Annotated in this window: 15 protein-coding genes; all 15 read right to left on the minus strand. The window is 42.2% G+C overall.

Going from position 1 to position 13,735, the window contains the following annotated elements; genetic code table 11:
- Window positions 1–69: 69 nt before the first annotated feature.
- A complete protein-coding gene (gene dxs, locus PO903_RS19765) occupies window positions 70–1,974 on the minus strand; it encodes a 1-deoxy-D-xylulose-5-phosphate synthase (protein ID WP_273594371.1) in 1,905 nt (634 codons plus the stop codon).
- Window positions 1,975–2,190: 216 nt separating this feature from the next.
- The gene (locus PO903_RS19770) at window positions 2,191–3,093 is read right to left on the minus strand and encodes a polyprenyl synthetase family protein (protein ID WP_069329106.1); all 903 of its coding nucleotides are present in this window, start codon (window positions 3,091–3,093) and stop codon (window positions 2,191–2,193) included.
- Entirely contained in the window at window positions 3,086–3,346 is a 261-nt protein-coding gene (xseB, locus tag PO903_RS19775) for an exodeoxyribonuclease VII small subunit (RefSeq protein ID WP_069329105.1), read from the minus strand. The genes PO903_RS19770 and xseB overlap by 8 nt, the downstream gene beginning before the upstream one ends.
- Window positions 3,333–4,697 (minus strand): exodeoxyribonuclease VII large subunit, encoded by a 1,365-nt coding sequence (gene xseA / locus PO903_RS19780; RefSeq protein ID WP_273594372.1) that lies wholly within the window; start codon window positions 4,695–4,697, stop codon window positions 3,333–3,335. The genes xseB and xseA overlap by 14 nt, the downstream gene beginning before the upstream one ends.
- A gap of 17 nt (window positions 4,698–4,714) precedes the next feature.
- Complete coding sequence (gene folD / locus PO903_RS19785) at window positions 4,715–5,572, minus strand: bifunctional methylenetetrahydrofolate dehydrogenase/methenyltetrahydrofolate cyclohydrolase FolD (protein WP_069329103.1); 858 nt, start codon at window positions 5,570–5,572, stop codon at window positions 4,715–4,717.
- A gap of 97 nt (window positions 5,573–5,669) precedes the next feature.
- Window positions 5,670–6,161 carry a transcription antitermination factor NusB gene (nusB, locus tag PO903_RS19790; RefSeq protein WP_069329102.1) on the minus strand — a complete coding sequence of 164 codons (492 nt, stop codon included), beginning with the start codon at window positions 6,159–6,161 and terminating at the stop codon, window positions 5,670–5,672.
- Between the two features lie 223 nt (window positions 6,162–6,384).
- Window positions 6,385–6,618, minus strand: coding sequence for a DUF2273 domain-containing protein (locus PO903_RS19795; RefSeq protein WP_069329101.1), 234 nt, complete (start codon window positions 6,616–6,618; stop codon window positions 6,385–6,387).
- A 15-nt stretch (window positions 6,619–6,633) separates the two neighbouring features.
- Window positions 6,634–7,173 (minus strand): alkaline shock response membrane anchor protein AmaP, encoded by a 540-nt coding sequence (amaP, locus tag PO903_RS19800; RefSeq protein WP_069329100.1) that lies wholly within the window; start codon window positions 7,171–7,173, stop codon window positions 6,634–6,636.
- 72 nt (window positions 7,174–7,245) lie between these two features.
- On the minus strand, window positions 7,246–7,659 hold the full coding sequence (locus PO903_RS19805) for an Asp23/Gls24 family envelope stress response protein (protein ID WP_069329099.1): 414 nt from the start codon (window positions 7,657–7,659) through the stop codon (window positions 7,246–7,248).
- Window positions 7,660–7,726: 67 nt separating this feature from the next.
- Entirely contained in the window at window positions 7,727–9,070 is a 1,344-nt protein-coding gene (accC, locus tag PO903_RS19810) for an acetyl-CoA carboxylase biotin carboxylase subunit (RefSeq protein WP_069329098.1), read from the minus strand.
- Between the two features lie 43 nt (window positions 9,071–9,113).
- The gene (accB, locus tag PO903_RS19815) at window positions 9,114–9,590 is read right to left on the minus strand and encodes an acetyl-CoA carboxylase biotin carboxyl carrier protein (RefSeq protein WP_069329097.1); all 477 of its coding nucleotides are present in this window, start codon (window positions 9,588–9,590) and stop codon (window positions 9,114–9,116) included.
- A gap of 178 nt (window positions 9,591–9,768) precedes the next feature.
- The gene (locus tag PO903_RS19820; protein ID WP_069329096.1) at window positions 9,769–11,022 is read right to left on the minus strand and encodes an aspartate kinase; all 1,254 of its coding nucleotides are present in this window, start codon (window positions 11,020–11,022) and stop codon (window positions 9,769–9,771) included.
- Between the two features lie 163 nt (window positions 11,023–11,185).
- Window positions 11,186–11,713, minus strand: coding sequence for a Cdi1I family immunity protein (locus tag PO903_RS19825; protein WP_273594373.1), 528 nt, complete (start codon window positions 11,711–11,713; stop codon window positions 11,186–11,188).
- Window positions 11,714–11,801: 88 nt separating this feature from the next.
- A complete protein-coding gene (efp, locus tag PO903_RS19830; RefSeq protein ID WP_069329094.1) occupies window positions 11,802–12,359 on the minus strand; it encodes an elongation factor P in 558 nt (185 codons plus the stop codon).
- A gap of 162 nt (window positions 12,360–12,521) precedes the next feature.
- A complete protein-coding gene (locus PO903_RS19835; protein WP_273594374.1) occupies window positions 12,522–13,598 on the minus strand; it encodes a M24 family metallopeptidase in 1,077 nt (358 codons plus the stop codon).
- Window positions 13,599–13,735: the final 137 nt, after the last annotated feature.

The raw sequence follows: 13,735 nt of genomic DNA on the forward strand, positions 1-13,735 counted from the left end.
CATGAAACGAAGCGGAAAAAATGCCCTCCGCTTCGCTTCTGTTGATCTTATGGTGTAGAGATACAAATGTTAAACTGAGTTTTTGTGAAAAGTAATCGCTTCACCTGGCGCAAGCGCTTTGAGAGCGGTAGCGATATTTTCAGTGGTTAATCCAGCTTCACGTTGCTGATCTTTGATACTACCGTGTTCGATAAATTCATCCGGTACACCCATGATGCCTACAGCAACATCGTGTAATCCTTTAGAAGCAAAGAACTCAAGCACAGCACTACCCATACTACCTGCTTGTGAAGCTTCTTCAACTACAAGCATACGTGTACCTTTTGCTGCTAGATCAAGCAACAATTGCTCATCTAATGGCTTCATAAAGCGAGCATTAACAACAGATATGTTCATACCGTCACGTTTCAGTTCGTCCGCTACTTCAAGTCCAAGTTGAACCATCGGCCCAGAACCTAGAATCGCGTAACCTTCACCTTCACGTACCGTTTCCCATTGTCCGATCGGAATCGCTGTCAGCACTTGATCCAATGGTACACCTAAGCCACTAATCCGTGGGTAACGGTAAGCGATAGGGCCATCATTGTAATCGACAGCTGTTTTCATCATATGACGAAGTTCATTCTCATCCTTCGGCATCATAATAACCATATTCGGAATATGACGCATAAACGCGATATCGTATACGCCTTGATGCGTCTCGCCATCTGCGCCGACAAAGCCAGCACGGTCAATAGCGAACATCACATTGGCATTATGACGACAAATATCATGTACAATCTGATCGTAAGCACGCTGCATAAAGGTAGAATACACTGCATATACAGGCTTCATGCCTTCCATCGCAAGCGCCGCACACATCGTTGCTGCATGTTGCTCTGCAATCCCTACATCAATCATACGATCCGGGAAACGAGCTGCAAATGGGAACAATCCAGAACCACCAGGCATTGCTGGCGTAACTGCCACAATACGCTCATCTTGTTCTGCAAGTTCGATCAATGTCTGACCAAATACCTCGGTATACATCGGATGACCGCCTGCTGCTTTGAGCACTTGACCGGATTCAATTTTGTATGGTGTAATACCATGCCATTTGTAAGAATCGGCTTCAGCTGGTAAGTATCCTTTACCTTTGATCGTCACCACATGGATTAATACAGGTCCTTCTACATTGTCTGCTTGTTGCAACGTTTCCAACAATTTCGGTAGATCATGACCATCCACAGGTCCCAAATAGGTAAATCCTAGTTCTTCGAACAATACGCCAGATACCATAGCATATTTTAGTGTATCTTTAAGCTTTTCAGCCGTTTTAGCAATTTTATCGCCGATTGCTGGAATCTTTTTGATCAATGATTCCATTTCGTCTTTTGCACGCAAATAATTTTTATCCGAGCGAATCTTGCCCAAATATTTATGCATTGCGCCTACGTTTGGAGCAATCGACATTTCGTTATCATTCAAGATCACTGTCAATTTACGTTGTTCATGACCGATATGGTTCAATGCTTCGAATGCCATACCACCTGTTAACGCACCATCACCAATAATAGCGATAACTTTGTTATCTTCTTTTTTGAAATCACGTGCAAGTGCCATACCCATAGCTGCGGATAAAGAAGTGCTGCTATGTCCAGCTTCCCATACGTCATGTTCACTTTCATTGCGTTTTACAAATCCACATAATCCTTGGTATTTACGTAATGTATCAAAACGATCCATCCGTCCTGTCAATACCTTGTGCACATACGCTTGATGTCCAACATCAAAAATCATTTTATCCTTTGGACTATCATACAAATAATGAAGTGCCAGGGTGAGCTCCACTACACCCAGATTAGAAGCAAGGTGCCCGCCAGTTACTGACAATTTTTCGATCAGAAATTGACGAATCTCGCCTGCTAAATCGGCTAATTGTTCCGTTGTTAGATCTTTAAGATCACTTGGTTGATGAATCTGTGGAAGCAGCACACCATTTCCCCGCTTTCCTTGTTGAATGCTTATCGACATCCAATTGGTTTTAAAATTATAATGTTTACCTTGTCCAACTTTTCATCTATCTTTTATATTATTATTCACTATATCACAACATTCCCTTTTTTTCGAAAATGCATGTGTGAATGCTCCTGAATAGTGAATGTCTATCCTATATACGTATAGACGAACTAAAATGATCATTCCTTACGATTAATGGTCCCTTTTTACCAGATAATCAGCAATCTCGGTTAATCGTTGTGAATCTGCCAGATTGGCTTCTGCTAGAGCTTGCTTCGCACTTTCAGTCAAGCGTGCTACTTCTGCTTGTGAAGCTTCTAGTCCGATAAAATAAGGATAAGTCACTTTTTGAGCTTTAATATCGCTTTGTGTCTTTTTACCCAGTAATGCCTCGTCTCCAATCACATCCAGAATATCATCCTGAATTTGAAAAGCTAAACCGAGATCAGAACCGAAGCGACGCAAAGCATCCAGTTGTTGCTGCGTTGCACCTGCTGTACGTGCGCCAGCCGTTAACGAGAACATAAATAGATCAGCTGTTTTGTGCAAATGGATATATTCGAGTTGAGCAATTTCAGTCATTCCTTGCTCGCCTTCCATATCAGCCACCTGACCGCCAACCATTCCACGAGGCCCAGCATACTCAGACATATCGCTAACAATCGCAAGTAGCGCTTCTGCGGATACTCCTGCTTTGGACGCTTGAGTGACTGTATAAAAAGCTTGCGTTAACAATGCATCACCTGCTAGAATCGCCATCGCTTCGCCATAAACTTTATGATTGGTAAGCTTACCCCGACGATAATCATCATTATCCATTGCCGGTAGATCATCATGGACAAGCGAATACGTATGCACCATTTCTACAGCGCAAGCTACAGGTAAAGCCGCTTCACGACTGCCACCTAACGCTTCTGCTGCTGCAATTACGAACAATGGACGCAGTCTTTTCCCACCTGCCATTAACGAATATTGCATCGACTCTTGCAGATTAACCGGTACACTCCATTCAATCGGTAACACGAATTTCAATTGATCGCCCACATAAGTAGCAATCTCTTGCATATATGTTTGTAGATCCGGACGACTAGTCAATACTGCCACCGCTTTCTGAGGTATCAAATGGCTTTTTACGTAGTTCGCCATCTTCCTCTACGATCATTTCGATTTTACGTTCCACTTGCTCTAATTTCGAACCGCAGATTTGAGATAATTTCATTCCTTGTTGAAAAAGGTCGATCGCTTTTTCCAGTGGAACATCTCCATTTTCCAGTTCGGAGACGATTTCTTCCAGACGATCCATTGCTTCTTCGAAGTTTAACTCTTTTTCTTTTTCAGCTTTTGCCATCGGTTGCCGCCTCCTTGATCTCTGTCACCTGACAATTCAATTGTCCATCTTCTACGTTGACGATAATATGATCACCTTGTTGCACTTGTTGTACCGATTTGACCAGTTGTTGCTCTTGTTCGTCATAGACCAGACTGTATCCTCTTGCCATGACTTTAAGTGGACTTAATGCATCCAGTTGCTTCATGCCAAAGCCTAACTTTTGTTGCTTTTGCCGTAAAATACTACTCATACGAAGCTCCAATTGTTGACGTGCCGTATCAGTACGACGACGAGCATAGATCAATTGTTCTTGCGGATTATGACGGGCTAATCGCTGATTGAAACGTCCCAGACGATCACGCTGCATATGCGCACGGCGCTGTAGACTACTAGTTAGCCGTCTTTCAAGCATATCTAATCTCGTCATATGTTGTACCAGATGACGCTGAGGATGTAACAATACAGGTGCACGGCGTAGACGTTCTAACCGTTCCCGTTGACGCTGAGATAGACGCAACAGCCCTTGATTGAGCTGTCTACGACGTTGCTCTACTTGCGCACGTAATTCATTGATATTGGGTACAGCTAGCTCTGCCGCCGCTGTAGGCGTTGCAGCACGAAGATCAGATACAAAATCAGCGATCGTAAAGTCCGTCTCATGACCGACTGCTGAAATGATCGGGATTTTAGAAGAAGCAATCGCACGAGCAACGATCTCCTCATTGAACGCCCACAATTCTTCCAGTGATCCACCACCACGACCCACAATCAATACATCGGCTTCTTGCATACGATTGAAATTCTGAATCGCTTTGACTACCGATGGACCTGCACCTTTTCCTTGCACCAGTACAGGGTAGACTTCAATCTTAACAATCGGATAACGTCGACGAATAGTCGTCAAAATATCCCGTACCGCTGCTCCTGTCCCCGATGTAATCACACCGATCACTTTGGGAAAAGCAGGCAACGGACGTTTGCGCCCATGATCAAACAGCCCTTCATGTTCTAGCTTCTGTTTGAGCTGTTCATACGCCAGATATAGACTACCGATGCCATCAGGTTGCATCTGTGTAACATAGAATTGATACTGACCATCCCGCTCAAAGACCGATATATTTCCTTTTGCCATCACTCTAGCGCCTTCTTTGGGTATAAAAGGAAGTCGCTGGTTATGAGAAGCAAACATAATCGTTTTGATACGGCTACTTTCATCTTTTAACGTGAAATACATATGTCCACTAGAATGATGAGTGAAATTCGAGATTTCTCCGCGTAACCATACTTCAGATAGCAGTTGATCCGATTCCATTTTCATCCGAATATATTTGTTTATTTCTTTGATTGAATAGACTTTTTGCTGCTGCATACCATCAGCCGCCTTCCTTACTTCAAGCCGTGAGCGCGTTTGGCAGCGACCAGAGTGTTCTGCATTAACATCGTGATCGTCATTGGACCTACACCGCCAGGAACAGGTGTAATCGGGCCACATACTTGTGTAGCACTTTCAAAATCAACATCACCGGCAAGCTTACCATTTTCCAGACGATTCACACCTACATCGATCACGACAGCACCTGGCTTGATATAACTAGCATCGACAAAGTTGGCTTTACCAATCGCTACGACCAGAATATCGGCTTGCTTCGCTAACTCTTTCATATTGCTTGTACGGGAATGACACATAGTCACTGTTGCATTCTCACGTTGTAACAACAAAGAAACAGGTTTCCCTACAATGTTACTACGTCCAATCACCACAGCATGTTTACCCGAAATCTCAACGCCTGCACGCTTAATTAATTCGATAACGCCCGCAGGTGTACAAGGTAACAGACTATCATCACCAATGACCAGATTCCCTACACTGATCGGATGGAAACCATCCACATCTTTTTCAGGAGCAATCGCATTAATAATTGCTTTTTCTTCGATCTGCTTCGGTAATGGAAGTTGTACCAGAATACCATTGATATTTTCTTGCTTATTCAGTTGATCTACCATCGCTAACAATTCTTCTTGCGAAGTCGTTGATGGCAGACGGTGTACTTCAGAATAGTAGCCAAGATCATGACAAGCTTTTTCTTTATGGCGCACATATACTTGTGAAGCAGGATCTTCACCTACAAGTACAACAGCGAGTCCCGGTTGGAAACCTGTTGTTTTCAATTGTTCCATTTCTTGACGGATACCTTCACGAATGTCTTCTGCTATTTGCTTACCATTGATAATTGTTGCTGTCATGATAATCGCTCCTTTACCTGTTCGGAAAATTAAGTTTTATCGTTCAACTGCTTGACGTTTATCGTTGATGTCTGATGATCTTTTGTATTCCAATTTCTTATTCGGCTTCAGCTTGTGTTTCCGTTTCTGCTTCAGCTTTGGTGTGTGTTTCTTTGAGTTTATCCAAGTCTTGAATCATTTTACCCAGAACACCGTTAACGAATTTACCGGATTCTTCTGTACCAAAATGTTTGGATAATTCAATCGCTTCATTGACAGCGACTTTGGCAGGTACATCATTATGGAATACCATTTCATAGACCGCTTGACGCAAAATCTGACTGTCTACACGAGATAGACGGCTGATCTGCCAGCCTTTCAAATATTCTTCCAATAGATGATCGATCGCTTCTTTGTTTGTAAATGTACCATTTACGATATCAAGCACATATGATTTTAATTTAGCTTCGTCACGAATTTCAACTTCAGATTCGTTTTCTTGAGCTGCTTCTTCCAAAATCATTTCGATTGCTTCTTCTGCTTTCACATCGTTCATTTCCATCTGATACAAACTTTGTACAACGATCTCACGTGCTAATCTTCTTTTCATTCTTGGGTTCCTCCCGGTATGGATAAGCAGCTATTGCTATTGTCAGCTTACTATCCTGTGTACCTTATTATTTTCAATTCATTATATTTTACTCACGACAACCTATTCGCATCTATCGATTCATAAGTTCATTCCTATAGCATACCAAAAAACCTGTCGTACATCATGCCCGGCTGTATAATTTATAATCCAATACGTGGTCCGGGAATGATGTATGACAGGTTCATTTAAACGGGCGCCAGCGATCCGATATCCATGCATTCACCCGTTCCCAGGGAATCACAGAGCCTAATCGCATATCTTTGTGCTTGCCGACGCTATAGCCTATGAACACTAACAGTGCAAAGAACAACATATCCCAAAAGCCAACTACCAAATACAATACTCCGCACAATAGACCTGCGGCTACACCTGTTATCCGTCCTCCGTGAGTTTCCCAGATGGCTTTCCATATCATAAGGAGAACTCCCTTCTACTCCACTCTGCTTTTGAATGCAGGGGATTGAACGATATTTGCTATAAATACCGATACCGAGGACACTGGAATACCGGTAATTTCTTCCACTTGATCATGAACGGTTTTTTGCATATTTTCGGTCAGTTCAGGAATCGAACTTTCACCGTCTACGATCGCTCTAATCATAATTTCAAGTCCGGATTCAATTACACGCACACGTGTTTTGACATCGCGCACACCTTTTGTACGTTCTGCTGATTTGAGACACATATTTTCAATCGTTTCCAATGATATCTGAATATCGCCAAATTCTGTCCGTTGATGTACAGAGTGATGATGCCCACGCTCTGAACGCACTGATAGATAAAAAAAGCGGATACTTAGCAAAAATAAGATAACAGCTACAATCACGATCGTAATGTATAGATTCTGCTCGTTCCGATCATTTAATTCTACAGGCACTTTGCCACTTAGTAAAAGGATTGCAAGCACAGACAAGATTCCAATGCTCAGGCTGTAAATAAACAACAGCAGTCTGTCTATAATTTTAGCCAAGAGTGTGCAGCCCCTTTACATTATAGTAAACCCCTGACTGTTACGTCGGGGGTTTATGATTGCTTTTCGTACTTATTTGACCCGTTGTGAAAATTCGACTTCTTCGCTTCTGTTCTTCTCCGTTGTCTCTAAATGTACATCATGAATCTGCACATTCACTTCGACTACGATTAAGCCAGTCATCGTTTCGATCGAGCGTTTGACATTACGTTGAATCTCAGCCGCCACTTCAGGCAGACGATGTCCATAATGAACAATAACAGACACGTCTACAGCTGCTTCACGTTGTCCCACTTCTACTTTTACACCACGGGAAAGATTTTTGCGACCTAGTAATTCAGCAATGCCACCGGCAAAACCACCACTCATACCTGCTACACCTTTTACTTCAATCGTCGCTAGACCAGCGATAACTTCTATGACTTCAGGAGCAATCTGAATCTCACCTATATCTGTCCGCTCAAATTCAGTCGGTAACGTACTCATATTTATCTATACACCTCCTGCTAAGTAAACTAAATATAACATGTGAATGATTCATTGACAAACGAGCTTAAACTTCATTTTCCTCAAGGAATTTGATGTCAAAATCGCCACGTACAAATGTCTCATGATTCAGTAGGCGCATATGGAAAGGAATCGTAGTATAAATCCCTTCAATCGCAAATTCATCTAATGCACGCTTCATCTTCGCAATCGCTTGTTCACGGGTTGGAGCCCAGACAATCAACTTAGCGATCATGGAATCGTAATAAGGGCTAATCGTATATCCTGGATAAGCACCACTATCTACACGCACACCTGGACCACCTGGAGCAAGGTAGAAATCAATTTTACCCGGGCTTGGCATAAAGTTACGCTCAGGGTCTTCTGCATTGATCCGACATTCCATCGACCAGCCGTTAATAACCACTTCATCTTGACGGAACGAAAGTGGATTACCTTCTGCAACAGAAATCATTTCTTGGATTAAGTCGATTCCTGTAACCATTTCTGTTACTGGATGTTCAACTTGAATACGCGTATTCATTTCCATGAAATAAAATTGTCCATCTTGTCCGAGCAAGAACTCAAGTGTCCCTGCGCCCGAGTAATTAACAGCTACTGCTGCACGTACAGCCGCAGCGCCCATTTCTTCGCGCAATTCAGGAGATAATACAGGACAAGGTGCTTCTTCGACAAGCTTTTGACGACGACGTTGTACAGAGCAATCACGTTCACCTAAATGAACAGCATTACCATGCTTATCCGCAATAATCTGTACTTCGACATGCTTCATCGACGTTAAATATTTTTCTAAATAGACGCCACCATTACCAAAAGCTTTTTGCGCTTCTTGTTGTGCGGCTGTGATTTGTTTGATCAATGATTCTTCATCTTCTGCAAGACGAATCCCTTTACCTCCACCACCTGCGGTTGCTTTGATAATAACAGGGTATCCAATCTCACGAGCGATTATAATCGCTTCATCCATGTCTTCTACAATTCCGTCAGAACCCGGGATAACCGGTACGCCTGCGGCAATCATTGTACGCTTCGCTTCAGACTTATCACCCATACGTGTAATCGCATCTGGAGATGGTCCGATAAACGTAATATTGCAAGATTCACAAATCTCTGCGAAATCTGCATTTTCAGCTAAGAAACCATACCCTGGGTGAACCGCATCACATTCAGTCAATGTCGCAACACTCATTAAGTTGGTTAAGTTCAAGTAGCTGTCTTTGGATAAAGTGGGTCCGATACAGTAAGCTTCGTCTGCTAGACGCACATGTAATGATTCGCGATCTGCTTCAGAATAAACCGCTACTGTTGCTATGCCTAACTCACGGCAAGCACGGATAATACGAACCGCTATTTCGCCACGATTCGCTATCAGTATTTTATGAAATTTCATTTTACGTTTCCTCCTCCGGGATTTGGCAAAAGCAGTGCCTTGCTTATTCCGGTTTTACTAAAAATAATGGCTGTCCGTATTCAACAAGTTGTCCATTTTCTGCCAAAATCTCTACGATTGTTCCGTTTGTCTCTGCTTCAAGCTCATTCATCAGCTTCATCGCTTCGATAATACATACAGTGGATTTATCGTTGACTTTATCACCCGTACTTACAAAAGGAGCCGCTTCTGGTGAAGAAGAACGATAGAACGTTCCAACCATAGGCGATACAATCGTATGTAGAGAAGGGTCTACTTCCGGAGTCGTTGGTGCAGAAGTTGTAGTAGGTGCATTAACTGGCGCTTGCACGACTTGAGATGTTGCAGCAGGGGCAGTTGTCGCTTGCTGTACATATACCGTTTCAGCTTTGCTTGGTTTGCGAATCACTAGACGTGATCCTTCATTTTCGATTTCTACTTCTTGTACAGATGTCTCGTCTACCAATTGAATCAATTCTTTAATTTCATTTAAGTTAAACATCTATTTTTCACTCCTTTGGCTTCATCGCCCGTTGTACACGGAAAGTTACACATAACGCTATGTATTATAGCACATCCTAGCCGTTTTCAAAATTCGTTTTATTCGGCGCGATAGCTTCTCGCAAAAAAGGGCAGAAACACTCTTTCTTTTCGAATGTTTCTGCCCTTTTGATATACGATTAACGACGATCTTGAGGACCGCCTACAAATGCTTGTTCTTCGGTATCTAGACCGTATGCTGTATGAAGTGCAGCCACGACATCTTGCAAGCGACTGGCTTCGATGACACAGGATACTTTGATCTCAGATGTACTTACCATCTTGATACTTACACCTTGTGCAGAGATGGCAGCGAACATTTGCGCCGCTACACCCGGGTGACTTACCATTCCTGCACCCACGATCGATACTTTAACCAGATCAATTTCAGAAGTGACTTCGCTGAAAGGAAGTTCGCTACGTAAGCTTTCCATCACAGCAAGCGCACGTTCACGATCCGCCAGACTCACGGTATAGGAAAAGTCTGCTTTGCCATCTAATACACCGCTCTGTACGATCAGATCGACATCGATCTTGGCCGTTGCTAGTTCTCCGAACATTTTTGCAAGTACTCCCGGTAGATCAGCAACACCACGGATTGTAAGACGTGCTACATTTTTATCATAAGCAATGCCGTTGACGACTGCTCCCTGTTCCATAGTTGTCTCCTCCTTCACAACGGTTCCTTCATTATAGTTAAAGCTAGAGCGCACAACGAGTCGTACATTGTTATGCTTCGCATATTCTACAGCACGCGGATGAAGTACCGCCGCACCTAGATTTGCCAGTTCTAGCATTTCGTCATAAGATATTTCTTCTAGTTTGCGAGCACATTTGACAATCCGTGGATCGGTAGAATAAATTCCATCGACATCGGTATAAATCTCGCAAGTATCGGCATGGATTGCGGCTGCCAATGCAACAGCTGTCGTATCCGAACCTCCACGTCCAAATGTTGTAATCTCACCTTCGGCTGTAATGCCTTGGAATCCAGCAACGATCACGATCTTACCTGCGCCGATTGCTTTCAGTACACGTTCAGGCTGAATATTCCGAATGCGTGCCTTACCATGTTCTGCTTCTGTCTCAAAACCTGCTTGCCAGCCGGTGAAAGATACCGCTTCTCGACCTAGATGCTGAATCGCCATCGATAACATCGCCATCGAAATCTGCTCACCTGTTGTCATCAACATATCCATTTCACGAGCAGGTGGATTCGGATTGAGCAGACGTGCCTGATCAATCAAATCATCTGTTGTATCTCCCATCGCTGAAACAACTACTACACAGTCGTGCCCTTCATCTTGCTTCTCAACAATGCGCTTTGCTACACGTTGCATGCGCTCGGTATCCCCAACGGAACTACCACCGAATTTCATAACATACAAAGCCAAGACCTCTTCACTCCCTACATGATACGGGTATGTTATCTCTTCCATATTCTACCCGGATTGAACAGCGTATTTAGGCGTTTCATACATAATAATGCATGAACATGCTTAGTCTTTAACAGTATAATACGAGAACGCGTTAAGTACTACCCGTAAATTAAAAAAGCTATAACAGATTATTATTCTGCTTTATATGCTGTCTATTCATTCTCCATTGATCCACAATCGATTGCGATAGAACAGTATGTTCTGTGATCTCAATCAAGCACATATCCTTATCTGTAGCAGGTTCATGTCCAAATGTGATAGCGTTTATGTGATATGGTTCTATCCATTTTTGGAAGTAGGTAAGCATATGTAAGCATTTCTTCGAGTCTAATACACCCTCATACATCAACTCTGTATCTCTAAAATTAAATTCCATCGTAATATATTCTCCATCTGATGAAATAACAGTTAATACTTCTTTTAATTCTATACCTAGTTCAATGACTTTAAACAATATAGTTCCTGTACCTGCACGTAATAAAAAGGTTGAGAACGAATCAATATCGTACCATTCTATATCTTTCGCTGTAGCTTGATCATAAAAATGAGAAGATTTTATATCGGCTGACGTGATGTCTAGCTCATGTTGTAATAGTTGATCTATATAGGAAATATGTATATCAAAAAAGACTTCAAAATTGTCCATATAGGCACTCCTTATCGTAATTTGATTCTAAAAAAAGAATGAGCAGGCATCAAAGCCACTCATTCTTTCACTTGTACAATAATAAGTTCTATGCGCGAGAAACGTATTTACCTTCACGAGTATCGATGATTAGAACGTCACCTTCGTTGATAAACATAGGCACTTGAACCGTATGTCCTGTTTCCAATTTTGCATTTTTAGTTGCGCCTGTTGCAGTGTTACCTTTGATTCCTGGCTCTGTTTCAGTAACAGCCAACTCTACGCTTGTTGGCAAGTTAATTCCAAGAATTTCACCTTGATAGCTAACGATGTTAACGGTCATGTTTTCTTTCAAGAATTTCAATTCCCATTCCAATTGTTTGGAGTTCAATTCGAATTGATCGTATGTTTCGTTGTCCATAAATGCATGCTCGTCACCACTTGCATACAAATATTGAACGCCACGGTTTTCGATTTGAGCACGAGCGATAGTTTCACCTGCACGGAAAGTACGTTCTACTACGTTACCGTTACGCAAGTTTCTCAATTTAGAACGCACGAATGCTGCGCCTTTACCCGGTTTTACGTGTTGGAATTCCAAAACGGAATAAATATTTCCTTCTACTTCTACGGTCAAACCTGTTTTAAAATCATTTACTGAAATCAAAATAACGCCTCCTCAGATGTGGTAAAGCTTGTCTCTTGCATAATTCTATGAAGCCTATATATTGTACTATACCCCATATCAATCGGATACTATATCATCATATACAGGTATTTTATTCGGCAAATGATAGTCATCATCCTGCATAACAGGATAAACTTTTCGTTATACCGGTAAAATCGTAAATTCTTTGGTCGAATGCGTTAACACACGAATACCGTCTTCTGTTATCAACACATCATCTTCAATCCGTACTCCACCGAAGCCTGGAATATAAATTCCCGGTTCTACAGTTACCACCATACCTGGAGATAATACCGTATCGCTCATTTTAGAAAGGCGAGGTTCTTCATGTACTTCCATACCGATACCATGACCTGTACTGTGTCCAAATGCGTCACCGTAACCATGAGAAGCAATCACATCACGCGCTAGTGCGTCTGCATCTCTACCGCTCATACCCGGTTTTAGGTGTTTAAGCGTATTCAGCTGTGCTTCCAGTACGATATTGTAAATTTTGCGATGCTCATCTGTCGGTGTACCTACAAAAACAGTACGTGTAAGATCCGATACATATCCTTGATAAATCGCACCAAAGTCCAAAGTGACAAATTCATTTGCCCCGATAACTTTTTCACTGGCTACACCATGAGGTAAAGCAGAACGTTCACCCGACGCAACAATCGTTTCAAATGAAGTGCCTGTAGCTCCTAGACGGCGCATAAAGGATTCCATTTCGAGTTCGATCTCTTGCTCAGTTACCCCTGGCTTGATGTAGTTCAAAATATGACTGAATGTACGATCTGCAATATCGGTTGCTTTCTCAATAATTGCAATCTCTTCAGCATCTTTGAAATTACGAATCTCTTCCATGATGCCAGATACAGGAACTAGCTCAACAGGTCCTAAATGCTTGCTGTACATTGCGTATCTGCTATAAGGCACCAAATCTTGTTCAAATCCAAGTTTGCTGATATTGCCTTTAGCCAACAATTCTTTCATCGTATCGACTACATTTGCAGAATGTTCTACCACTGAAAAAGCAGTAGCTTGTTCTGGCGCTTGAGTCATATAACGGAAATCAGTCAATAAGTAAGCTTCTTGCGCAGTGACAAGCACATAACCTGCCGAACCTGTAAACCCTGTCAAATATCTGCGGTTCACACTACTTGTAATTAGTAAGGCTTCTAACTGTTGTTCTTGCATCGCTTGACGTAACTTATTTAAACGTTGTGTACTCAATTACATCTCTCCCCTTCAGCATTTTAGAATAAAACACGATATCTGCTTGGTTCTGTGTATCCTCGTATTGTGATCATTTTGGACAAATGTAAAATGAGAAATAGCCAAAAATTATTTTACCATACCAATTGCAATTT

The sequence above is a fragment of the Paenibacillus sp. PK4536 genome (assembly GCF_028594455.2).
Lineage (GTDB): Bacteria > Bacillota > Bacilli > Paenibacillales > Paenibacillaceae > Saccharibacillus > Saccharibacillus nuruki.